This window comes from Rhodococcus sp. MSC1_016 (assembly GCF_023667485.2).
Classification (GTDB): domain Bacteria; phylum Actinomycetota; class Actinomycetes; order Mycobacteriales; family Mycobacteriaceae; genus Rhodococcus_F; species Rhodococcus_F oxybenzonivorans.
This window is the reverse complement of sequence record NZ_JAMOZI020000001.1, coordinates 6,840,389-6,861,707: the sequence shown is the minus strand read 5'-3', so window position 1 is coordinate 6,861,707 and position 21,319 is coordinate 6,840,389. Positions and strand designations below refer to the sequence as shown.

22 protein-coding genes are annotated in these 21,319 nt (G+C 65.3%); 12 read left to right on the top strand and 10 right to left on the bottom strand.

All coding sequences use genetic code 11. The features are described from left to right. The first annotated feature begins 95 nt into the window (after window positions 1–95). The gene (locus L1080_RS31900) at window positions 96–473 is read left to right on the top strand and encodes a DUF3054 domain-containing protein (RefSeq protein WP_250776557.1); all 378 of its coding nucleotides are present in this window, start codon (window positions 96–98) and stop codon (window positions 471–473) included. 60 nt (window positions 474–533) lie between these two features. Then, window positions 534–2,006, top strand: a complete 1,473-nt coding sequence (locus L1080_RS31895) for a peptide MFS transporter (RefSeq protein ID WP_250776556.1) — start codon at window positions 534–536, stop codon at window positions 2,004–2,006. A 21-nt stretch (window positions 2,007–2,027) separates the two neighbouring features. Here L1080_RS31895 and L1080_RS31890 read toward each other — a convergent pair whose 3' ends face one another. The 3 genes from L1080_RS31890 to L1080_RS31880 form a co-directional block, all read right to left on the bottom strand. Then, window positions 2,028–2,765, bottom strand: coding sequence for a sulfite exporter TauE/SafE family protein (locus tag L1080_RS31890; protein WP_159924101.1), 738 nt, complete (start codon window positions 2,763–2,765; stop codon window positions 2,028–2,030). Between the two features lie 67 nt (window positions 2,766–2,832). After that, the gene (locus tag L1080_RS31885; protein WP_250776605.1) at window positions 2,833–4,512 is read right to left on the bottom strand and encodes an NTF2-like N-terminal transpeptidase domain-containing protein; all 1,680 of its coding nucleotides are present in this window, start codon (window positions 4,510–4,512) and stop codon (window positions 2,833–2,835) included. A gap of 97 nt (window positions 4,513–4,609) precedes the next feature. Continuing rightward, on the bottom strand, window positions 4,610–6,412 hold the full coding sequence (locus tag L1080_RS31880) for a penicillin-binding transpeptidase domain-containing protein (RefSeq protein WP_250776555.1): 1,803 nt from the start codon (window positions 6,410–6,412) through the stop codon (window positions 4,610–4,612). Between the two features lie 94 nt (window positions 6,413–6,506). Here L1080_RS31880 and L1080_RS31875 point away from each other — a divergent pair, with 94 nt between their 5' ends. The 3 genes from L1080_RS31875 to L1080_RS31865 all read left to right on the top strand — a co-directional run bounded on the left by L1080_RS31875 (window position 6,507) and on the right by L1080_RS31865 (window position 9,614). Next, window positions 6,507–7,073: a hypothetical protein gene (locus L1080_RS31875; protein WP_250776554.1), complete on the top strand. Its 567-nt coding sequence runs from the start codon at window positions 6,507–6,509 to the stop codon at window positions 7,071–7,073. Window positions 7,074–7,213: 140 nt separating this feature from the next. Further along, window positions 7,214–8,794 carry an ABC-F family ATP-binding cassette domain-containing protein gene (locus L1080_RS31870; RefSeq protein ID WP_250776553.1) on the top strand — a complete coding sequence of 527 codons (1,581 nt, stop codon included), beginning with the start codon at window positions 7,214–7,216 and terminating at the stop codon, window positions 8,792–8,794. A 13-nt stretch (window positions 8,795–8,807) separates the two neighbouring features. Continuing rightward, window positions 8,808–9,614 carry an alpha/beta fold hydrolase gene (locus tag L1080_RS31865; protein WP_250776604.1) on the top strand — a complete coding sequence of 269 codons (807 nt, stop codon included), beginning with the start codon at window positions 8,808–8,810 and terminating at the stop codon, window positions 9,612–9,614. A gap of 4 nt (window positions 9,615–9,618) precedes the next feature. Here the strand turns inward: L1080_RS31865 and L1080_RS31860 are convergent, their stop codons facing one another. From L1080_RS31860 to L1080_RS31850, 3 genes are all read right to left on the bottom strand, one after another. Further along, a complete protein-coding gene (locus L1080_RS31860; protein WP_159924097.1) occupies window positions 9,619–9,996 on the bottom strand; it encodes a VOC family protein in 378 nt (125 codons plus the stop codon). Window positions 9,997–10,069: 73 nt separating this feature from the next. Then, window positions 10,070–11,305, bottom strand: coding sequence for an acyl-CoA dehydrogenase family protein (locus L1080_RS31855; RefSeq protein WP_250776552.1), 1,236 nt, complete (start codon window positions 11,303–11,305; stop codon window positions 10,070–10,072). 87 nt (window positions 11,306–11,392) lie between these two features. Then, a complete protein-coding gene (locus L1080_RS31850) occupies window positions 11,393–12,694 on the bottom strand; it encodes an alpha/beta hydrolase (protein ID WP_250776551.1) in 1,302 nt (433 codons plus the stop codon). 66 nt (window positions 12,695–12,760) lie between these two features. On the opposite strand from L1080_RS31850, the gene L1080_RS31845 reads away from it, so the two are divergent. Next, on the top strand, window positions 12,761–13,348 hold the full coding sequence (locus L1080_RS31845) for a phosphoribosylanthranilate isomerase (RefSeq protein ID WP_250776550.1): 588 nt from the start codon (window positions 12,761–12,763) through the stop codon (window positions 13,346–13,348). A gap of 1 nt (window position 13,349) precedes the next feature. Here L1080_RS31845 and L1080_RS31840 read toward each other — a convergent pair whose 3' ends face one another. Both L1080_RS31840 and L1080_RS31835 read right to left on the bottom strand, forming a co-directional pair. After that, window positions 13,350–14,246, bottom strand: coding sequence for an alpha/beta fold hydrolase (locus L1080_RS31840; RefSeq protein ID WP_250776549.1), 897 nt, complete (start codon window positions 14,244–14,246; stop codon window positions 13,350–13,352). 16 nt (window positions 14,247–14,262) lie between these two features. Beyond that, the gene (locus L1080_RS31835; protein WP_250776548.1) at window positions 14,263–14,907 is read right to left on the bottom strand and encodes an alpha/beta hydrolase family protein; all 645 of its coding nucleotides are present in this window, start codon (window positions 14,905–14,907) and stop codon (window positions 14,263–14,265) included. 129 nt (window positions 14,908–15,036) lie between these two features. Here L1080_RS31835 and L1080_RS31830 point away from each other — a divergent pair, with 129 nt between their 5' ends. From L1080_RS31830 to L1080_RS31820, 3 genes are all read left to right on the top strand, one after another. Beyond that, window positions 15,037–15,534 (top strand): hypothetical protein, encoded by a 498-nt coding sequence (locus L1080_RS31830; protein WP_250776547.1) that lies wholly within the window; start codon window positions 15,037–15,039, stop codon window positions 15,532–15,534. Window positions 15,535–15,623: 89 nt separating this feature from the next. Then, window positions 15,624–15,830 carry a hypothetical protein gene (locus L1080_RS31825; RefSeq protein WP_159924088.1) on the top strand — a complete coding sequence of 69 codons (207 nt, stop codon included), beginning with the start codon at window positions 15,624–15,626 and terminating at the stop codon, window positions 15,828–15,830. Between the two features lie 34 nt (window positions 15,831–15,864). Continuing rightward, on the top strand, window positions 15,865–16,020 hold the full coding sequence (locus L1080_RS31820) for a DUF6131 family protein (protein WP_201453406.1): 156 nt from the start codon (window positions 15,865–15,867) through the stop codon (window positions 16,018–16,020). Window positions 16,021–16,136: 116 nt separating this feature from the next. Here L1080_RS31820 and L1080_RS31815 read toward each other — a convergent pair whose 3' ends face one another. Beyond that, a complete protein-coding gene (locus L1080_RS31815; protein ID WP_250776546.1) occupies window positions 16,137–16,976 on the bottom strand; it encodes a ZIP family metal transporter in 840 nt (279 codons plus the stop codon). Window positions 16,977–17,061: 85 nt separating this feature from the next. Between L1080_RS31815 and L1080_RS31810 the strand changes: the two genes are divergently transcribed. After that, on the top strand, window positions 17,062–17,979 hold the full coding sequence (locus L1080_RS31810) for an amidohydrolase family protein (protein WP_250776545.1): 918 nt from the start codon (window positions 17,062–17,064) through the stop codon (window positions 17,977–17,979). A 72-nt stretch (window positions 17,980–18,051) separates the two neighbouring features. Here the strand turns inward: L1080_RS31810 and L1080_RS31805 are convergent, their stop codons facing one another. Then, window positions 18,052–18,231: a hypothetical protein gene (locus L1080_RS31805; protein WP_159924084.1), complete on the bottom strand. Its 180-nt coding sequence runs from the start codon at window positions 18,229–18,231 to the stop codon at window positions 18,052–18,054. Window positions 18,232–18,568: 337 nt separating this feature from the next. On the opposite strand from L1080_RS31805, the gene L1080_RS31800 reads away from it, so the two are divergent. Together L1080_RS31800 and L1080_RS31795 are read left to right on the top strand one after the other, a co-directional pair. Beyond that, complete coding sequence (locus tag L1080_RS31800) at window positions 18,569–19,333, top strand: pirin family protein (protein ID WP_250776544.1); 765 nt, start codon at window positions 18,569–18,571, stop codon at window positions 19,331–19,333. A 19-nt stretch (window positions 19,334–19,352) separates the two neighbouring features. Beyond that, complete coding sequence (locus tag L1080_RS31795; protein WP_250776543.1) at window positions 19,353–21,302, top strand: M13 family metallopeptidase; 1,950 nt, start codon at window positions 19,353–19,355, stop codon at window positions 21,300–21,302. The last annotated feature ends 17 nt before the right edge of the window (window positions 21,303–21,319 follow it).

Sequence of the window (21,319 nt, the reverse complement as noted above, 5' to 3'; positions counted from 1 at the left end):
CCCGGTCCACGTCGCCCGGATGCTGCGCCTCGTCTGCGAGAACAAGAGTCGGCCGTGCCCGTGGGTCGCATGTGCTGCCGCATTACGCTGATCGGGTGAAGAAGTTCCTTCCCGCACTTGTCGTCGATGTCGTGCTCGTGGTCGTCTTCTGCGCCATCGGCCGCCGCAGCCACGACGAAGCCAACGCGCTGACGGGACTCGCCATCACGGCGTGGCCCTTCCTCAGCGGCCTCGCCGTCGGCTGGGTCGCGACCGTAGCGCTGTACCGCGACAAGTTCGACGCCGTGTTGATCGTGCCGACGGGGCTGCTGGTGTGGTTCTCGACGCTGGTGGTCGGCATGCTGCTCCGCGTCGTCAGCGGTCAGGGCACGGCCTTCAGTTTCATCCTGGTGGCGGGCACTGTTCTGGCGGTGTTCCTTCTCGGCTGGCGTGCGGCCGCGAGAGCCGTCACGAAGGTACGCACGCCCAGCTGATCGGCAGCGGATCCGCCGCGTCGCCGCCCGAACCGACGTGCGAAGTGGGACAGTCGTTGCATGAGTGACACCGTCGATCCGCGGCAGGACGAAAAGCGAGCCGACACCGGTTTCTTCGGCCAGCCGTTCGCCCTCGCGAACCTGTTCGGCGTGGAGATGTGGGAGAGGTTCTCGTTCTACGGGATGCAGGGCATCCTGATCTACTACCTCTACTATTCGGCAGCCGACGGCGGTCTCGGAATCTCCGAGGCCTCGGCCACCAGCATCGTCGGCGCCTACGGCGGCACGGTGTATCTCTCGACGATCCTCGGCGCGTGGATCGCCGACCGACTCCTGGGTTCCGAGCGCACCCTGTTCTACAGCGCGGTACTCGTCATGCTCGGGCACATCGCACTGGCCGTCTTCCCGGGCCTGTGGGGTGTGGGGGTCGGACTCGTCTGCGTGGCCTTCGGCAGTGGCGGTCTGAAGGCGAACGCGACCTCGCTGGTCGGCGACCTCTACGACGAGCACGACGAGCGCCGCGACGCCGGGTTCTCCATCTTCTACATGGGTATCAACCTCGGCGCCCTCGTCGGCCCCCTGCTGACCGGCTGGGCGCAGGACACCATGGGCTTCCACGCCGGGTTCGCCCTCGCCGCCGTCGGCATGGCGTTCGGTCTGGTTCAGTACACGCTGGGCCGCAAGCATCTGCGCGGCATCGGTGCGACCGCCCCCAACCCGCTCCCGTCGGACCAGCGCACCAAGTGGATCGCCATTGCCGCCGCAGCAGTGATCGTGATCGCGGCGGCGTGCCTGACCGGTCTGGTCACCACGAGCAACATGTCGGATGTCGTCGTGGCGCTCACTATCGTCGCGGCCGTCGGCTACTTCGCCATCATCCTGTCGAGCCGCCGCATCACCGCGATCGAGCGGAGCCGGGTCTACGCGTTCATTCCGATGTTCATCGCGAGTGCCGTCTTCTGGTCGCTGTTCCAGCAGCAGTTCACCACCGTCGCGGTCTACTCCGACAAGCGACTCGACCGCAACCTCTTCGGATGGGACTTCCCGCCCTCCTGGGTGCAATCGATCAACCCGGTCTTCATCATCATTTTCGCGGGCGTGTTCGCCGCCGCATGGACGAAGCTCGGGCCGCGCCAGCCGTCCTCCCCCGTCAAGTTCGCGATGGGCACCATGATCATGGGGCTGGCGTTCCTGGCGTTCATTCCGATGTCCGGTGGTGGCGCCAACAGCGCTCCGCTGCTCGGCCTGTGCGGCATCCTCCTGCTGTTCACCTTCGCGGAACTGCTCCTGTCGCCGGTCGGGTTGTCGCTGTCGACCAAGCTCGCACCGGAGGCTTTCCACACGCAGATGGTTGCCCTGTTCTTCCTGTCCGTGGCGCTGGGTACCGCGATGGCGGGCACGTTGGCCGGTTTCTACAACGAGAACAACGAGGTTCCCTACTTCACCGCTATCGGCGTCGGGTCCATCGCGGTGGGCGTGCTGCTGGCGGTCGGCTCACCGTGGATCAAGCGTCTGATGAAGGGAGTGCATTGACCCCGGTTCGTGGTCGTCCGCTCACCGCATCCACAGCCACCCGGCGAGGCCGAACCCTGCCACCGCGATCACGACACGGAGTATCGACGGCGGAATCCGCTTGACCACCGGCGGGCCGCACCACCCGCCGGCAAGGGCACCGATCGCCATCGCCGCCGCGGCGCCCCAGTGAACGGGTCCGAACACCGCGAAGCCGAGAGCCGCCACGAGGTTCGCGATACCCAGGAGGAAGCTCTTCAGGATGGTGGCGCGCCAGATCGTCTCGGACGTGAGGATCAGCGCGCTCGCCAGGAAGATCACGCCGGCTCCCGCGCCGAAATAGCCGCCGTAGATTGCGACGACGAACAGGGACAGCATGTAGGTACGGGGCAGGTCGCGCTCCCCTGCGAACGCGCGGATCCGCGGCTGCAGGAGCAGGGCAAGCGCGGCGAACGCCACCATGAACGGCACCACGGCCTCGAAGGAACCCTCGGGGGCGCCCAGGAGGATGGCGGCCCCGACGATTCCACCGGCAGCGGACGCCAGAACCCAGCGCCACAACTTCGGGCCCGTGTCCGCCACCTCGCGCGTCGAGTTGGAGAGTGCGCCGACGCCGACGGCCACCATCGCAACGGTGTTGGTGACGTTCGCGGTGACAGGCGGCAGGCCCGCGGCGAGTAGGGCCGGGTACGACACGATGGAGGCCAGTCCGGTGACGAAGCCGACCAGTCCCGCGAAGAACCCCGCGACGACGAGTAGACCGATATCGAGCAGGGGCACAGGTGAAAAACTTACCCTTGCGTACTTACTCCTTCAGCGCCGCCGCACGACACCGGTGAACGCAGGGTCAGCTCGCCGGCTTGGCCATCTCCCGGAACAGCATGTCGGTCATCTTCACGGCGCGGTCGCCACCGTCCGCGTCGGCAACGAGCACCGCGAAGGCGAGGTCTCCGCGGGATCCGTAGAACCAGCGGTCATCGCCGCTGGCCCCGTTCATGCCGATGAGGTCGGGGTAGCCGTTCAGCAGAGAAGCGCCGCCGCGCACCACGTTGTCCCGCATCATTGCGCGCAGCTGATCGGTGACGTTCGCGGGAAGCGGCTGCGCCCCCACCTCGGTGGTCCCCGGCTGACCCTGCACGATCATCGGTGCGGGCGCACTGCCCCGGGCGATCGACGCCGCCACCATCGCCATTCCGAACGGTGTCACGGCGGGTAGGTCCTCGTTCTTGCGGTTCATCACCTGGTTCATTCCCGACTGGTCGGCAGTGAACACCGCGGTCTGGTGGTCGAGCCCCGGAACGTTGTAGTTCATCCCGAGTCCGAATTGGTTCCCTGCCTTCGCGATGTCCTCCAACGACAGCGACGACGGGTCGACGCCCTTCTGCAGTCCTGCGGCCTTCTTGATCAGGTCGAGGTTCGACCCGGCCGGGTAGAGACCCTGGAAGGTGATCGGCCCCTGCTCCATCGCCTGGTTGTTCTGCGCTGCGGCGAGGACGGCCCCGGTGGACGGCTGGATCGCGATGATCGATGCCGGGGTGCCCACACTGACCACCGCTTCCTCCGCAGCCAACTGCAGCCGCGAGTCCATGGTGGCGACGATGTCGGGTCCGGGTGGGCCCTGGAATCCCGCCTGCGGGATCAGCGTGCCGTCGGGATCGACGAGGTGCACGGCCCAGCCGGCGGTGGCGTCACGGTTCGCTTGCCACACCTTCCGCAGCGGGTCGAGCAGCGGGGTGGTGATGCGGCGATCCGCTGTGATCAGTTTCGGTGTCTTGATCACCACGACCCCGGGGATGTTCAAGTCCTCCTCGAGGTACAGGTAGTCCTGATCGCGCAGGAGGACTGCGGTGACCTGCTCTCCCGGTTTCTGGGCGAGATCGGCCATCATCGTGTCTGCCGTCACCAGCGGAGCCACCGGTTCGAGAACTTCGGCAAGGCGGCGGGTAGTCGCGACGGGATCCGGCATCGTGGCCGGATCCAGGGTGATCGCATTGATGGTCTGCTCGTTCATCAGCAGCGCACCGGCGGCGTCGAAAATCCTGGGCGGAGCGGCGTCCGTCCGGTCGTAGCGGACGATACGCCCGTTACCGAGGTCGGGCGCGAGGATCGACGGATCCCACGAGATGCGCCAGCCCACCGACAGATGCCGTACGCCGCCCTGCACCTGATAGCTCCAGTCCTTGCCCTTACCGAAGTTCCACGCGGCACCGACGGTGAAGAATCCGGAGTCGGAGCCGAGGTCCATGAACTGGGTGAGGTCGAACTGGGCGTCCTCGGGTTTCAAGCCGTCGAACATCTGCTGAATCGCCGACTCTGCGGCGTTGGGATACGAGGTGTGTGCGGCAGCGGCAGCGGCATCGCGCTCGTTCAGCGCTTCGACGAAGGAGGCGACGACCGACTTGGCGTCGGCCTCCTCTGTCGACATCACGCAGGACGCCAGAACGACCGCTGATATCACAGCCGTTATGAGGGCGATCACGTATTTGTTGCGGCGTCCAAGCGATCGTCCATTCCCCATGTCCACCATCTTGCTTTCAGTCACATGCGTAACAAGCACAACTTGCCTACGAAGGAGTTACGGTTGAGCCACAACTTATCTCGTCGAGCACGACCAGCGAACCGGTTTAGCGCAGAAAACGCCCCGCGGCCTGCACAGCAGGGGCCGAGCTGTCTCCTGTGGCGACAAATACGGCAAATGCGAGATCGTCCTTGATTCCGACGAACCAGCCGTGTGCCGGACCGTTACCGGACTCCGCCGTGCCGGTTTTTCCGAGCAGTCCCGGAATGTCCTGCAGCGCAGTAGCGGTACCGCCGGTCACGGTTTCACGCATCATAGTCCGCAGATCCGCGGTCACCTCGGCAGGCACCGGCGGGGCCGTCCGATCGGCAGTGCCCGGCTGGCCCGCCACGATCATGGGCGCCGGCGTGGAGCCGTGAGCGATCGACGCCGCGACCAATGCCATTCCGAAGGGGGACGCGGTCACCTGACCCTGACCGATCGCCGATTCGACACGAGCCGCCGGGCTGTCGGCGATCGGTACGTTGCCGGTCACGGTTGTCAAACCCGGTGTCACATAATCCACCCCGAGTCCGAACTGCAGGGCCGCGTTCTGTAGGGCATCGGCCGGAAGCCCCACAGCCAACCGGCCCATCGTGGTATTGCACGATCGGGCGAAGGCGGTGTGCAGCGGGACCTGACCCAGGTCGAATTGATCGTCGTTGGGTATCTGCCTGCCCTCGATGTTCTCGGTTCCGGGGCAGGGCAGCACCGTGTCGATGGTGGCGGATCCGGCCTGCAGGGCAGCCGACGTCGTGACCGTCTTGAAGGTGGACCCCGGCGGGTACAGGCCGGTGAGCGCGATCGGGCCGAGCGCGTCGGCGGGAGCGTTCTGCGCGACCGCCAGCACGGCACCGGTGGACGGGCGCAGGGCGACGATCGCGGCCTGCTGCGGCATGTCCGCCAGTGCCCGCTCGGCCGCCGTCTGCATCGGGAGGTCGAGGGTGGTCGTGATGTCGGGGGCGACGGGGCCGTCCTCCCCCGCGATGCTCTCCGCCGAGCCGTCGGCTGAGACCAACTGGACGGCCCACCCGGCGGAGGCGTCCTGCCCCTGCTGCCACAGGTCGGCGAGTCCGGACAGCGTCGGGGATGCCAGTGCCTTGTCGGTGCTCAGCAGTCGCGCCTGCGGGACGAGCGTCACCCCCGGAAGTGCGGTCAGTTGCGCCTCGATGGGCGCCAGATCCTCCGCACGCAGGCTGATCGCGGTGACGGGTTTGCCCTGGGCATCGGCCACATCCTTCTGCAGCGACGCCGGGGTGATCGTGGGTGCGAGGGGGGCGAGCAGCGCTGCGACCGCGGCGGTGTCCGCACCCTGGTCCAGGTTCACCAGAGTGACCACTTGCTCCGTGAGAATCGGCGCGCCCGACGCCGACAGCACCTTTGGCGGCCGCCCGGTCGTCGGGGTGTAGCGAACGGTCGTGTCTTCCGTGAGCCCGGGCGCAAGCACAGCCGGGTCCCAGGTGATCTTCCAGTCGTCACCCTGCTTCGCCGCGTTGCCACTCGTGCTGTACTTCCACTGCTGACCTTCGGCGAAGGGCCAGGTGACCTCCATCGTGAAGGTTCCGGCGTCGTCGCCCGACTCCTGCACTTCGGTACGGGCAAAGGTTCCGTCCTTGTTGCCCAGCCCGTCGTAGAGGGCGGTGATGGCCGCCGATGCGGCGGCGGGGTCGGTGGTGAGGGCCGCGGCTGCCTGGACGTCATCGGCATTCAGAGCATCGACGAACTCCTGGCTGACGGTATCCGGCTGATCCGGTCCGAAGAGGCCGCAGGCGGACAGCGTCATCGCGAGGACGGCTATGCCGGCGATGGCCTTACGTCTGGGGCCGGTGGGACTGTGACGAACTGTTGAGGTGCGCACGTAGTCGATCATGCCTGAGATGCTGGCGGCCCTGACGATACGGGTGTAATCATGTAATCAGTGCTTCGTCACACAGACAGAGCACCCAGGCTCCCAGGAGGACGCCATGAAGAACGCCCAGGCCCCCGGAGACCGCCGTTTCGGCCGTCCCGGCGGATGGCAGCAAGCAGATGTTCCCGATGCGAGCGACGCGGCCGACTGGTTCGCCGGCCGACTGCCCGACGACTGGTTCACCGGGCCGGCCACCGTCGAGGTCGACCGTGAGGAGATCGTCGTCGTGGGAGAGCTGCATCCCGTCGAGTCCGGCGACTCCGCCTCGGAGGCCGCCGTCGACGGGCGCATCGCACGCTTCCGCGAAAGCACTCGCGCCGACCGAATGCGCATCGCACACGAGGCCGAACTCCGCTACGGACGGAAGGTGGCGTGGGGAGTCACCCTCGACGGCCGCCGCTCGCTGTTCACTCACCTCGCCGTGCCGGTGATGACCCGACTTCGCCAGCCCGAACGCAAGGTTCTCGACACACTGGTCGACGCCGGGGTGGCGCGATCTCGCTCGGACGCCCTGATGTGGACGGTTCGACTCGCAGGCAAGCACAGTGAGCAGTGGCTCACCGAACTGCGCGAGGCGATGGCGAAGGTGGACGAACTGCGCGCGGACGGCCCGCAGATTTAATTCGATTGCCGCGGCATCGGGTGGGCCCTACCCTGAACTCACCCGATGCGCGCAGGGCGCGTCAGACGAAAGGACACGGGCCGTTGCTCCTGACGAGGTAGTTCCGCGAGTCTTCATCCGCACACACCTCGGAGTACCCCATGGCCCAGTCATATCTGTCCCTGTCCGATCTCACTTTCTCGTGGCCTGACGGCGAACCCGTCTTCCACGGCGTCGACGCCGTGTTCGGCTCGGGCCGTACCGGCGTGGTCGGCCTCAACGGCACCGGAAAATCCACCCTCCTTCGCCTGATCGCCGGCGTACTGCAGCCCGACCGGGGGTCGATCGTGACACGCGGGGAGGTGGCCTACCTGCCGCAGGACATCACCCTCGATCCGGGTCTGCGGGTAGACCGCATCCTCGGTATCGCTGATCTTCGCCACTCGCTGCACCGGATCGAATCCGGGGTGGGCACCCCTGAGGACTTCGACGCTGCCCAGGGTCGCTGGGACATCGAGGAACGCGCGATCTCGACGCTGCACAAACTCGGGCTCGAGCGGGTGCTCGGCTCCGCGAGCGACCTCGATCGCACGGTCGGCACACTGTCCGGGGGTGAAACGGTCCTGCTCGGCCTCACCGCAAAGCTGCTGACCGAACCGGAGATACTTCTGCTCGACGAGCCCACAAACAATCTGGACGGAAGTTCGCGCCGCAGGCTCTACTCCGTCGTCGAGCAGTTCTCGGGCGCCATGCTGGTGGTCAGCCACGACCGTGATCTGCTCGACCTGATGGACGCCACCGCGGAGCTACGCGGCGGCGGTATCCGGATGTTCGGCGGCAACTTCAGCGTCTACCAGGAGATCGTGGAGGCGGAGCAGGAAGCTGCATTGGCCGCGGTGCGGGACGCGCGTGGTGACGTACAGAAGCAGAAACGGGAGCTCGCCGAGGCGCGGATCAAGTTGGATCGGCGCAAACGCTACGGCCAGAAGATGTTCGAGACCAAGCGTGAACCGAAGATCGTGATGGGGATGCGGAAGCGTCAAGCCCAGGAATCGGCGGGGAAGCTGCGGAACAACCACATCGCGAAGGTCGACGAGGCCAGGGAGTCGTTGACGGAAGCGGAGAGTGCCGTCCGGGACGACCGCGAGGTCCGCATCGAACTTCCCGACACGGAGGTGCATTCGGGCCAGGATGTGATTTCGGTGCAGGACCTGGAACTCGGCAGCGGACAACGGGTGTCGCTGCACGTCGTCGGGCCGGAGCGTATCGCACTGGTCGGGCGCAACGGTGTCGGCAAGACGACGCTGCTCGACGCAATCGTGGCAGCGGGACCGCGCGTACCGTTCAAGTCCCTGCCACAGCGGCTCGACGTCTTCGACGAGACGCTCACGGTGGCGCAGAATGTCGCCGCCGCCGCGCCGCACGCCTCGCAGGAGCAGATTCGTGCACAGTTGGCTCGGTTTCTGTTCCGCGGGAACGACTCCGACGTGCTCGCCTCGGCATTGTCGGGCGGCGAACGGTTGCGAGCAGCTCTCGCAACGATGTTGCTGGCCGAACCTGCACCCCGCCTGCTACTGCTGGACGAGCCGACGAACAACCTCGACCTCCCGAGTCTGTCGCATCTCACGCAGGCGCTCCGCAGTTTTCGGGGAGCACTGATCGTGGTGAGTCACGACCGTCGTTTTCTCGAGGACATCGGGGTGACGCGGCGGCTCGAACTCACCGAGGACACGCTGCTGTAGGACCGACGGAAAGATCGTGCACACTGGGCGGGTGAAGCACGCTACCAATCCCGTCGACGGTGTCCGGGTCGCGTACGAGACCGTCGGCGACGGGGAACCCTTCGTCCTCATCCACGGCACTGCGCTGTCACATGCCATCTGGCGCGGGTTCGGTTACGTTCGCGCACTTCGGGATCGGTACCGGTTGGTCCTCGTCGATCTGCGTGGACACGGCCGCAGCGACAAACCGCACGATCCGGCCTCGTATGCCATGGACTTGATGAGCGCCGACATCGTGGCGGTCCTCGACGAGGTCGGGCTGCCCAGCGCGCACGTTCTGGGCTATTCGCTCGGTGGGCGTGTCGCGCTGGCACTGGCGGTTCAGTACCCCGAACACCTCGAGAGTCTGATCATCGGAGGCGGCAGCAGCCTCCCGCAGGCCGGCGCTTTCGATCGCTTGTTCTTCCCCGGCTGCATCGACGTGCTCGAGCAGGACGGGATGGATGCGTTTCTCGAACGATGGAATGCCCGGCGCTCCTGGCCGATCGACGCAGGCACGCGTGCGGCATTCAAAGCCAACGACGCGAAGGCATTGGCCGCGTACATGCGGCGTTCGGGTGACGAACCGGGTGTAGACGACGAGGTGCTACGTCGGATAACCGTCCCGACGCTGCTGTTCGTCGGATCCAAGGATGCCGAACGCCTCGGTGACACGCGGCGGGCGGCGTCTCTCATTCCAGGGGCGTCGTCGGTGATTCTTCCTGGCTTCGACCACTCGAGCGCGGTGGCCGCGAGCACCGAAGTGCTCGCGGCCGTCGAGCCGTTCCTGGCTTCGGTGTGAACGGCTACACCCACTCCACCAACTGGATGATCACTCCGTTCGGGTCGCTCATCTGGAAGTAGCGCTCACCCCAGGGTTCCGTTTCGATGGGCGTGACGATCGGGACACCCTCGGCCTGCAGCCGCTCGTACTCGGTGTCGATGCCGTCGACGACCAGCGCGATGAGCAGTCCCTGCCCGGCCGCACCCGCGATGTGCGCGGGCTTGAACGTTTCGAGTCCTGTCCGCAGGAAGACCAGGCTGAAGCCGACGTCCTCACGCTTCAGCGACACGAATCCGTCGGCTGCCATGTCCTCGACGAAACCGAGATGGGTCTTGGCGAAATCGGCCGATGCAGTCGGGTCGGCGACGTTCAGTGACAGTGCGCTTGCCGTGACCTTCACAGTGGTGTCCTTTCCTTGACGACACCCCTCTAACGTACGCCGTACGATATTTGTTCCCGAGGTGTCGACGACCTCAGACGCCGAGCAGACCCTTCGCGATGTGCGTCACCTGAATTTCGTTGCTCCCGGCGTAGATCATCAGCGACTTCGCGTCGCGCGCCAGCTGCTCGACCCGGTACTCGGCCATGTAGCCGTTACCACCGAACAACTGCACCGCCTCCATCGCCACCTCGGTGGCCGCGCGCGAGGAGTACAACTTCATCGCTGACGCCTCTGCCAGCGTCACCGGGTCCCCCGCCTCCGCCCGTTCGATGGCATTGAAGACCATGTTCTGCACGTTCATCCGGGCAATCTCCATCTCGGCCAACTTGAGCTGCACCAGCTGGAACTGTGCGATCTCCTTGCCCCACAACTTGCGGGACTTGGCGTAGTCGACACACAGACGGTGACATTCGTTGATGATCCCGAGCGACAACGAGGCGATGCCGATACGTTCGGCGGCGAAGCTCTCCTTCGCACTGGACTTCCCGTCGGATGCACCGCCCTCTTCCGTCTCGCCGAGCAGTCGATCGCGGCCGACGCGGACGTTGTCGAAGAACAACTCACCGGTGGGCGAGGAGTTCATCCCCATTTTCTTGAACGGCGCCCCCTGGGTGAGTCCCTCCATGCCCGCGTCGAGGACGAACGTAAGCACCTTGCGGTCGCGGCGGTCAATCGACGCGTCGCCGTCGTCGAGCTTCGCGTACACGATCATGACGTCGGCATAGGGCCCGTTGGTGATGAACGTCTTCTGCCCGTTGAGGATGTAGTCGTCTCCGTCGCGCCGGACATAGGACTTCATGCCACCGAAAGCGTCCGAGCCGGAATCGGGTTCGGTGATGGCCCAGGCGCCCACTTTCTCGAAGGTGACCAGGCCGGGTAGCCAACGTTCCTTCTGCGCCAGAGTGCCTCGACTGCGGATGGTGCCCGCCGCCAGGCCGAGGCTCACGCCCAGGGAGGCGACGAGCCCGAGACTCACCCCCGCCAGCTCGGCATTCATGATGACGCCCATGCTGCCCGCACCGAGACCGGCCGAGTTCTTGCCTTTCTCCGCGGATCCGGGGTCGTCGCCGCGTTCGCGGGCCAGCGACTTCTCGAGGGCGTCCCGCGCCATCTCGTCGATACCGAAAGTGGCGAAGAGCTTGCGGATGATGTCGAACGGAGGCAACTCCCCGGTCTCGAGCTTGTCGACGTGGGGTCGAATCTCCTTGTCGATGAAGCCGCGGATCGCGTCGCGGAACATCAGATCGGTGTCGGACCACTGATACATGCCGGGGACTCCAGTCGCTGAAAAGACAAGGACACTTCCCCGCAAATATAGAACAGGTTCTCGTTATTGGGAACGAGAACGCGCCCGCTACCGGATGAGCCCCAACCGTTGCGCCAGCCAGGGCGTTTCCTTCTCCAGTCCGGCAGACCACACGGCGAAGCTGTGACCCCCGGGGACCTCGAGGTACTGCACATCCATGCCCGCATCCTTCGCGGCCTGGAAAACCTTCTGCGCGCCGGGCCGGTAGTCCGCGTCGTCGCTGCCGACGACGAAGACCCCGGCCGAGTCCGGGTACTTCTTCGTCGCCATCAGATCGAGCGGATTGACTTTCTCGAATGCAGACTCGCTTCCGCCGAACGCTGCGTCGAGCGTCCGCTGACGATCACCGAGTGTGGGCTCCTCCTGCCCGGAGATGTCGAGGAACGTGGGGTACACCTCGGGATAGTTGGTTGCCATCTGCAGCGAACAGGTGCCGCCGTAGGAGAGGCCACCTATCGCCCAGGCTCGAGGGTCCCGGTTGACCTGAAGGTTCGAGGTCACCCAGGCCGGAACATCTTTGGCCAGATAGGTGGCCACGTTGCCCAGGGGCGAGTCGACGCACAACGGGTTCGCGATCTGTGAGCCGGTAGCGTCCGCAACCACGACGACGGGAGCGAGACCTTCGTGCTCGGCCGCGAAGGCATCCATCGTAGAGGTCAGCTTGCCTCCCGCGAGCCAGTCCTCCGGAGCGCCGGGCTGACCGGCGAGAAGTATCAGCACGGGCAGGAGAGGTCGAGGGTTCGTGAAATACGCAGGAGGCAGGTAGATTTCGGCGTCTCGGGCGGTGAAATTCGATTGCGTGGCGGGGATGTGCGCGGTGAGGACGCGACCCTGATCGCCCATCCCCGGCGGAGGAGTCCACGACGCGTCGAGTGGCGTCCCGGTGACAACCTTTTCGGTGACACCCCCCAGATCGTGAAGATCCACGCGATCGAACGGTTCGTCTCCGAAAGCGGTGCCCACAGTGGGATACGCGTCGAACACCAGATTGATCTGCGTCGCCGACGCGAGCACGACGGCGATCACCGCCAGTACCGACACCGCCGCCGATGCCGTCGTACGTCCGGCCCGAATCCTTGGAATCAGCAACAGAATTGCGGCCAGACCCACCCCGATCCACACATAGATGGAAATTTCGATCGGGTCGGGAAAGGGTCGGAGGACCTTCTCGACGGCGATGTAGACGGCGAGGGTGACCACGGCGGCTACGGCGAGACAGAGCGGCAGGGCTTTTCTGCGAAACCACGGGGCGCGGGCGGCCAGCAACCACACGCCACCGAGTGCGCCCAGGCCGGTGAGAATCCAGGGCAGAGGCCCTGAAATCACGGTGAGGTCGCTGAGCCATTCCACGTCACGAAGCCTAGAGCGCGAACCCGCACTGCGTCGGCTACTCGAAGCGACCGTTAAAATCGTGTGGTGACATTCATCAAGGTCTGCGGTCTGCGTGACCAAGCCTCGGTCGATCTGGCCGTGCGACTCGGTGTCGACGCCGTGGGCTTCGTCTTCGCCGAGAGCGTGCGCCGAATTGCGGTGGAGGATGCGGCGTCGCTGATCCGCTCCGTCACCGGTCCCACCGTGGCGGTGGGGGTGTTCAAGGGAAGTTCTGTGCCGGAGGTGATCGAGGTCGCGGCCGCAGCCGGGCTCGGCGCCGTCCAGGTGCACGATCTGAGGTCCGCCGAGGACGTCACCCGATTGCGAGAGGCAGGGCTCACGGTGATCCGTGCGGTGGTTGCCGGGGATTCGTCCGGCGATTTCGGGGCCGACCGCCTCCTCGTCGACGGGGCGACAGCCGGCGCGGGAGTGCCGTGGGACTGGGCGGGGCAGGCCCGACCCGATGGTGAGTGGATCCTCGCCGGCGGCCTGAATCCCGGCAACGTCCGGACCGCAATCGACGCCACCGGCGCGTGGGGTGTCGACGTGTCGAGCGGTGTGGAATCTTCCCGCGGCGTCAAGGACGCGGCGCTGATCGAGCAGTTCGTTTCCGCGGTCCGATCAGGGGCGTGACTCAGTCGGGCATCCCAGTCACGGAATCTTCGGCGTCCCAGGAGGCAAGTACCGTGCGGATACCCACCACTAGCGCCAACGGCTGGTCGATCATCACGTGATGCCCCGCGTCGGGGATGTCCGTCACCAGCGCGGTCGGGCCGAATCGCGCCCTTATAGTCTTCATCATCTCTTCGTCGACGATCCCGTTCTCGGCACGAAAGTACGCGATGCGGCAGCGGGGATCTGCCGCGACGAGCCGTTCGCTGCCGCTGCGGGCGAAGAATGCGGGGTCGAACTTCCACGACCAGCCGCCTTCCACTTCCTGCATCGAGGTCTCCGCGACGTGGTATCGGACGGCCGGAACCGCCGACTCCTGCGGCGGCACGAACCGGAAATGCGCGAGCGCATCGGCCTTGCTCGGATACACCTTCTTGGGCCCGAACGCCCGCTGCTGCCGCGCCGCTTCCTCCTCAGGTGTCTGGGCGCGAATGGGTGAATCGATCAGTTGGACACCGGCCAGATCCTCGCCGAACAACTGGGCGGCCACATACGACACCATTCCGCCCATGCTGTGTCCGACGAAGACCGGTGGACCGGAGATACCAGCGGGTTTCGCGACGGCCAGGGCCTCTTCGGCCCACTGCTCGAGCCCGTAGTGCTCGCGAGAGTCACTGTCTCCGTGTCCGGAGAGATCGAGAGCGACCACCCGTCGTCCGGTGGCCAGCATGGGTGCGACGTGATCCCACCACCTGCTGTGTGCCGCTCCACCGTGCACCAACACGATTCCGGGGGATCCCGTCGGCCCCCACGCGCGGTACCGGATCTGTGCGCCGGCCACATCTACCTGGCCGACCTCCACCGGGCAGGCCAGGGCCGAGGCGAACCAGCGGGGCGCGTCACTCTGCACGTTGCTCATCAATCGAACATACCGATCACTTTTTCCGACGCTGACGAAGGTCGAACATCGCGGCGACAGCACGGTCGACCACGGGAAACTTGTCCGGAGCCAGGTCGTGGCGCGCACCGTCGAACTCGACGAGGATCGTCGTCGCCGGAATCAGTTCGAGTGCCGATTCCATTTCTTCGGTGGTCGCGAACGGATCCTTCGAACCATGCACGATCACGGCGGGCGTCCGCAGGTCCGGAAAATGGTCTGTGCGACGCTTCTCGGGTTTCGCCGGCGGATGCAGCGGATACGACAGCAACAGCAGGGCATCGATCCCGGCGGGATTCTCCGCGGCCAGCATGGACGCTTGACGACCGCCGTACGAATGCCCGCCGGCCCACACCGGCCCGGGCCCGAAGTCACGCATGACGGCGACGGCCTCCGCAACGCCCTCGCGATCCTCCGCCGCCCTCGACGGATGCGGCGGGCCCGACGCACGGCGCTGTCGAAAGGGCAGGTCAAAGAGCAGGACCAGCACGCCTCGTTCCACGAAACCTTCGGCCATCGCTCGTAACAGCTTTGTGTCGCAGTTACTTCCCGCCCCGTGCGTCAGCACCAACCCAGCCACCGGATCACCCTCCGGGCGATGCAGCTGCCCCCGCACCCCCTGCTTCTGCAGCAGTTCGCTCATTCGATCACGGTAGCCGGTTCCGTTCCCTGGCCACCGCGCCCGCCCACAGGTTGGTTTCGATTGGCTTTCGATCTGTTTGCCGAGGGGGTCGAGTGGGTATCTTTACCCTACGACTGCTGGGAGTAGCACATGGATACCACCACGACCATCATCTGGATCGTCGTCGCGATCGTCGTCGTCCTTGCCCTGATCGCGCTGGCCGTTGCCGCAACGCGCAAGCGCAAGCAAGCACGGCTCCACGAGGCCCAGGACATCCGCGCGAAAGCCCAGGAACAGGCCTCCATCGTCGGGCAGCGTGAAGCGATCGCCGATCAGACGGCCGCCGAGGCACGGCGGGCCCAGGCAGATGCCGAGGCCAAAGCCGCGGAGGCGTCGCGCCTTCAGCACGAGGCGGCGACGCACCAGCGCACTGCCAGCACGTCCCGGGAAGACCTGGACAAGGAGTGGAAGCGGGCCGACAAGCTCGATCCCACCACCAAGTCCACGAATGCGGACGCAAACACGAACACGAACACGACCGGCACTCGGTCGAACGACACCCGGTCCAATGACGTCCGATCGAATGAGACCCGGTCGAACGACACGCCCGGTGCCCATTCAAAGCCGACCGATACAACACCGACGTAACACAGTCGGCGCGGCCTGCCTCGCCCCACAGAAGCAAAGTGTGACACTGTGCACCGGCTCGAGCCGGCACTCACCATGGGAGGTCGGAAATGCGCATCGGACGACTCGTCACGATCATCGTCGTGGTGTGGTTGATCATCGGGGCTATCGCCGTCTGGCAGCGCGGCTACTTCAAAGAAGCCAACGCCGACTGCGCGAGCGCGGGCACCATCGCCGTCACTGTCATCGCGGGCCCACTCAACTACGCAGGCGTGAACCCGAAGGTGAATTGTGAAGTGCCACAGCCGAGTCAGTAGTCTCGGTCCGTCGAAAAGGAAATGAGGCAATACCGTGATCATCCTCGGAATCATTCTGCTGATCATCGGTCTCGTCGCGAAGATTTCGATCCTCACGACAATCGGGATCATCCTCCTGGTCATCGGTCTCGTCCTGATGGTGCTCGGTACGACAGGGCGCGCCGTCGGCGGGCGAAAATACTGGTATTGACGGCTCGACCGTCCTCCGGTAACTGACCCTCTCCGACCGCCGTCGATCCCGACGGCGGTCGGAGATGCACGGGGATGGCAACTGGTCCGGCTGTCCGGATTTCAGCTGTCCGGGCTTCAGACGGTGGCGAGGACGTACGAGAGAACGAAGCCGGCCGCAGTACTCAACGCGACTGTCGGACCGCCTTTTTCGTATGCCTCGGGCATGAGGGTGTCGGCGAGCGAGGCCAGTACGGCGCCGGCGGCGAATGCAAGTGGCAGAGATATCGTCTCGGGTGAACTCGTGGCCAGTGGCCCCGCGCCGATGACGACGGCCGCGGTGAGCAGAACGGCGCACACCACCCAGGTGCCGACAACGAAGGCCTGCGTCCTTCCCTGTGCACGCATCGACGCACTGCCGACCAAGGCCTCAGGAAAGTTGGAGACGAAGATCGCGACGAGAAGGGTTACGCCCCCGGTACCCTCACCGAGAGACACGCCGAGCGCAATGTTTTCCGGCACGCCGTCGAGCGTCACCGCGGCGAGGAGGGCGAATCCGGCCATCCCGCTCACAGAAGCCGTCGAGGGGGCAGTCTCCGACGCGGCTGCGTCGAGGTCGAGTTTCTCACTCCCCTGACGTTGTCGATGCGTGCCCTCCGCGAGACGGTCGAGCCGCTCGCTGAGAACGGTGAAGACTACGGCCCCCACAGCCAGCCCGAGGACCGCCCGCCAGATACCGCCCTTCTCATACGACTCCTCGAAGAGTTCGAAGGTCAACGCCGTAATCAGGGCGCCCGAGGCAAACGCCAGCATGCCGGCGAGCATGCGTTTGGGAATGGTGAATCGGCCGCCGACCAGCGCTCCGATAACCAGTGCGCTCGACGCGATCACCCCGAAGATCAGCGACTCGACGATGAGGTTGCCTCCACGTGCGGAGAAGGCCCGATGACCTTCATGGATACACCGAGTACCCCGCACAGACGAGTTTGCGCAGCACCGACGAAATCATGTGGTTCAGCGGAGAAAATGCGACGGCACCGGCCGGATGGTAGAAGATCGCACCATGGCTTCTCGTTCGTGGATCGACACCCATGTCCATCTCGTCGACTTTCTGCAAGCTCCCGCCGACACCGCCGAGCTGCGCGACGCGCTCGTCCGTAACGGAGCCCGGCGTGCCGTAGTCTTCGGGCTTCCGGTGAAGAAGAAATGGTCGGTCGCCGAGCCCGTTCGGCCCGACTACTACCTCGACGACAATGCACCGTGCCACTACCATTCGCTGACCGATGCGACGGTCCTCGACCTCCTCCCCGACCTCGAGGCGGAGGGGCAACTCGAGGTGGCGCCGTTGATCTGCGGCTTCGATCCCACCGACAAGCTGGCGATCGACCACCTGGAATTCGTCTGGAGTCGCTCGGACCGGTGGGCCGGGATCGGTGAGGTGATGTTCCGCCACGACGATCTCACCAACCTGACACTCGGCGACGTTCCCGCACCCGATCACGAGGCCATGGACGCGGTTCTCGATTTCTGCGCCCAGCGGAAAGTCCCGATCTCCCTGCACCACGACTCGGCGTCACCGGGCCTGCCGGACCGGCACGAATACGTCGGCAAGCTCGAGAATGCGCTCGACCGGCATCCGACCACCTCGGTGGTCTGGTGCCATGCCGGTGTCTTCCGCCGCACCCGTCCCTCCAACCAGCTGGATCTGGTGCGCCAACTGATAGAACGTCACGCCCGCCTGACCATCGAACTGTCCTGGGTGCTGCTCGACCACATCACCGACGGCACCGACACCGACCCGGACTGGATCGCGCTTCTCGCCCGCCACCCCGATCGCTTCGTGGTCGGCACCGACACCGTCGCAAGCGCGGACACCGTCGACACCCGCGCCCGCCAGATCCACGCCCTGCTCGACGCTCTCCCCGACCCCGCCGCGAGGTGCGTCGCCGAGGACAACGCGCAGGCACTGTGGTTCCCCTGACAGTGCGCTACCGCGCCCGTGAGTACTTAGTAACCGCGGAAGGTTAATAAGTACTCACGGGTGCCGGAGGCGCTACTCGGGAGCCTGATCCTCGGGCTCTACCGGCTCGACCTCTTCACGATCGGACGCGTTGCCCTCGACTCCTTTGGCCTCACGCTCGGCGGTCAGACGGTCTTCCATGTCGTCGACGAGGTCGGCAATCCGCTGATGCTCGGGGAGGTGCTGACCATGTCGATCTTGGTTCGCCTTCATCACGCTCCTTCCGGGTGGGTGCGGGAGTTCGGTATCGGTCCGACTCGGGTCCACACATTTCGAACTGTACGCCGATCGACGTCCGGCGTCGGGATATGCGACACGGTACTGGACGCCCGTCCTGGTCGCGAAATACCGACAATGAAACGCGTTGCGGACCAGCGGCATACGCTCGACAGCACTGCGAATGTGCCACTGCGCTCGACTATTTCGCCATTGTGATGGCTTGTCCACTTCGACACGGCACGGACTTCGATACGCAATCGACACCGTCTTGTGCATACGGACGGCGAGCACCTCGTACTCTGGACCGGGTACCACCCGAAGGAGGATCGAGATGCCGGCAGTCACCACCCCCCATGTCTACGTGCACCGCGCCGGAGATCGGCTGAAAACCAGGATTTCCTGGTTGGATTCGAAGCATTCGTTCTCCTTCGGTCAGCACTACGACCCGGACAACACCCATCACGGACTCCTGCTCGTGAACAACGACGACACTGTGCTTCCGGGACAGGGATTCGAGACACATCCCCACAAGGACATGGAGATTGTCACCTGGGTGTTGCGTGGCTCACTCGTGCATCAGGATTCGATCGGCCATTCGGGCATCATCTATCCCGGTCTCGCTCAACGCATGAGTGCGGGCACAGGAATCATGCATTCGGAGAAGAACGACAGCTGGCGGCTGGCCGGCGAAGAACACCACGAACCCGTTCATTTCGTGCAGATGTGGGTGGTGCCCGACGAGGCAGGACTGACACCGAGTTACGAACAGCTCGAGATCGAGGACGAGATCTTGAAGGGTGGACTGGTACCGGTGGCGTCCGGAATGCCCGAATACCGCGACCATTCGGCCATCCGTATCAACAACAAGCACGCCGCACTACACGTCGCCCGCGTGTTTCCCGGCACACCGATCAGGTTGCCCGAGGCACCGTTCCTGCACGTCTTCATTACTCAGGGCACCGCCGACATGGAAGGTGTCGGCACCCTGTACGAGGGCGATGCCGTCCGTACCAGCGCATCCGGTGGTCAGGAGATCTCCTCGCATTCCGGCGCAGAGGTGCTGGTCTGGGAAATGCACGCCCGCATCGGCGGGTAAACGGTGTAAGTATGGAGCCATGACCACGGCTCAACGCTCAGGCATCGACCTCACACACCTCGGCAGCGGCATCCGTGCCCAGGACGACCTCTTCCTCCACGTCAACGGCGGCTGGATCGACAGTTACGAGATACCCGCGGATCGGGCCATCGACGGCGCGTTCCGCACGCTGTACGACAAGGCCGAAGTCGACGTCCAGAACATCATCGAGGAGGCTGCCGGTTCGGGCGCTCCGGCAGGGTCCGACGCTCAGCGTATCGGTGACCTGTACGGCAGCTTCATGGACTCCGACGTCGTGGAAGCCGCAGGCCTGACGCCGATCGCCGACGAACTCGCAGCCGTCGCCGAGGCCGGCGATCTCTCGACGCTGGCCGGAGTGATCGGCCGCCTGCAGCGGACGGGCGTGGGCGGCGCGGTCGGCCACTACGTCGACACGGACGCCAAGAACTCCGAACGCTATCTGGTGCACTTCAGCCAATCCGGCCTCGGACTGCCCGACGAGTCCTACTACCGCCAGGACGAGCACGCGGAGATCCGGGCCGCGTACGTGGCGCACATCGGCAAGATGTTCGAGCTCGCCGGTGTCGGGTACGACGCCCAGCGCGTGTTCGACCTGGAGACGAAGATCGCGGCCGGACACTGGGACGTCGTGAAACGGCGCGATGCGGAATTGAGCTACAACCTGGTAACCCTCGACCAGCTGCCGGAAGGCCTGGACTGGGCCGCGTGGATCGACGGGCTGGGCGGTACCCGTGATCAGTTCGCCGAGATCGTGGTCCGCCAGCCCGACTTCCTCACCACACTCACCGGGCTGTGGACGTCCGAGGATCTGGAGACGTGGAAGGCGTGGGCCACGTGGAACGTCATCCGCTCACGGGCGCCGTACTTGACGCAGGCACTCGTCGACGAGAATTTCGCGTTCTACGGTAAGACGCTGACCGGAACCGAGGAGAACCGTGAGCGCTGGAAGCGCGGGGTGTCCCTGGTGCAGGACCTCCTCGGTGAGGCCGTCGGAAAGTTGTACGTCGAGCGCCACTTCCCCGCCGACGCCAAGGCCCGTATGCAGGAACTCGTCGCCAACCTGCAGGAGGCGTACCGCCGCAACATCGCCGACCTCGAGTGGATGAGCCCCGCGACTCGTGAGGCCGCGCTGCGCAAGCTCGAGAAGTTCACGCCGAAGATCGGCTACCCGGACAAGTGGCGCGACTACTCGTCGGTCACCATCTCCCGCGACGACCTGGTGGGCAACTATCGGCGCGGGTATGCGGCCGAGTACGACCGTGACCTGGGCAAAGTGGGTGGCCCCGTCGACCGCGACGAATGGTTCATGACCCCGCAGACGGTGAATGCCTACTACAACCCGGGAATGAACGAGATCGTGTTTCCGGCCGCGATCCTGCAACCGCCGTTCTTCGACGCCGCCGCCGACGATGCCGCTAATTACGGCGGAATCGGTGCGGTCATCGGCCATGAGATCGGTCACGGATTCGACGACCAGGGCGCCAAGTACGACGGTGACGGGAACATGGTCGACTGGTGGACCGACGACGATCGCAGTGAGTTCGGTAAACGCACCAAGGCCCTGATCGAGCAGTACAACCAGTTCGAGCCGAAGGCACTGCCCGGCCATGCGGTGAATGGGGAGTTCACGATCGGCGAGAACATCGGCGACCTCGGTGGCCTCTCCATCGCGATCGCCGCCTACAAGATTGCGACGGAGGGAACGGAGCCTCCGGTACTCGACGGGCTCACCGGTCTACAGCGCGTGTTCTTCGGCTGGGCGCAGGTGTGGCGAACCAAGGCACGCGATGCCGAAGCTCTCCGGCGTCTCGCGGTTGATCCGCACTCGCCGCCGGAGTTCCGGTGCAACGGAGTGGTGCGCAACCTCGACACGTTCCACGACGCGTTCGACGTCCAGCCCGGCGACGCCCTGTATCTCGATCCGGAGCAGCGCGTCAAGATCTGGTAGCGGCCGGTCCCCCACCG

What these genes read in the sequence shown, in the direction of transcription:
- L1080_RS31870 (WP_250776553.1), top strand. Translation starts at nt 7,214, where the DNA reads ATGGCCCAGTCATATCTGTCCCTGTCCGATCTCACTTTCTCGTGGCCT.
- L1080_RS31800 (WP_250776544.1), top strand. Translation starts at nt 18,569, where the DNA reads ATGCCGGCAGTCACCACCCCCCATGTCTACGTGCACCGCGCCGGAGAT.
- L1080_RS31840 (WP_250776549.1), bottom strand. Translation starts at nt 14,246, where the DNA reads ATGAGCAACGTGCAGAGTGACGCGCCCCGCTGGTTCGCCTCGGCCCTG.
- L1080_RS31835 (WP_250776548.1), bottom strand. Translation starts at nt 14,907, where the DNA reads ATGAGCGAACTGCTGCAGAAGCAGGGGGTGCGGGGGCAGCTGCATCGC.
- L1080_RS31885 (WP_250776605.1), bottom strand. Translation starts at nt 4,512, where the DNA reads ATGGTGGACATGGGGAATGGACGATCGCTTGGACGCCGCAACAAATAC.
- L1080_RS31855 (WP_250776552.1), bottom strand. Translation starts at nt 11,305, where the DNA reads ATGTATCAGTGGTCCGACACCGATCTGATGTTCCGCGACGCGATCCGC.
- L1080_RS31810 (WP_250776545.1), top strand. Translation starts at nt 17,062, where the DNA reads ATGGCTTCTCGTTCGTGGATCGACACCCATGTCCATCTCGTCGACTTT.
- L1080_RS31795 (WP_250776543.1), top strand. Translation starts at nt 19,353, where the DNA reads ATGACCACGGCTCAACGCTCAGGCATCGACCTCACACACCTCGGCAGC.
- L1080_RS31895 (WP_250776556.1), top strand. Translation starts at nt 534, where the DNA reads ATGAGTGACACCGTCGATCCGCGGCAGGACGAAAAGCGAGCCGACACC.
- L1080_RS31830 (WP_250776547.1), top strand. Translation starts at nt 15,037, where the DNA reads ATGGATACCACCACGACCATCATCTGGATCGTCGTCGCGATCGTCGTC.
- L1080_RS31880 (WP_250776555.1), bottom strand. Translation starts at nt 6,412, where the DNA reads ATGATCGACTACGTGCGCACCTCAACAGTTCGTCACAGTCCCACCGGC.
- L1080_RS31825 (WP_159924088.1), top strand. Translation starts at nt 15,624, where the DNA reads ATGCGCATCGGACGACTCGTCACGATCATCGTCGTGGTGTGGTTGATC.
- L1080_RS31805 (WP_159924084.1), bottom strand. Translation starts at nt 18,231, where the DNA reads ATGAAGGCGAACCAAGATCGACATGGTCAGCACCTCCCCGAGCATCAG.
- L1080_RS31875 (WP_250776554.1), top strand. Translation starts at nt 6,507, where the DNA reads ATGAAGAACGCCCAGGCCCCCGGAGACCGCCGTTTCGGCCGTCCCGGC.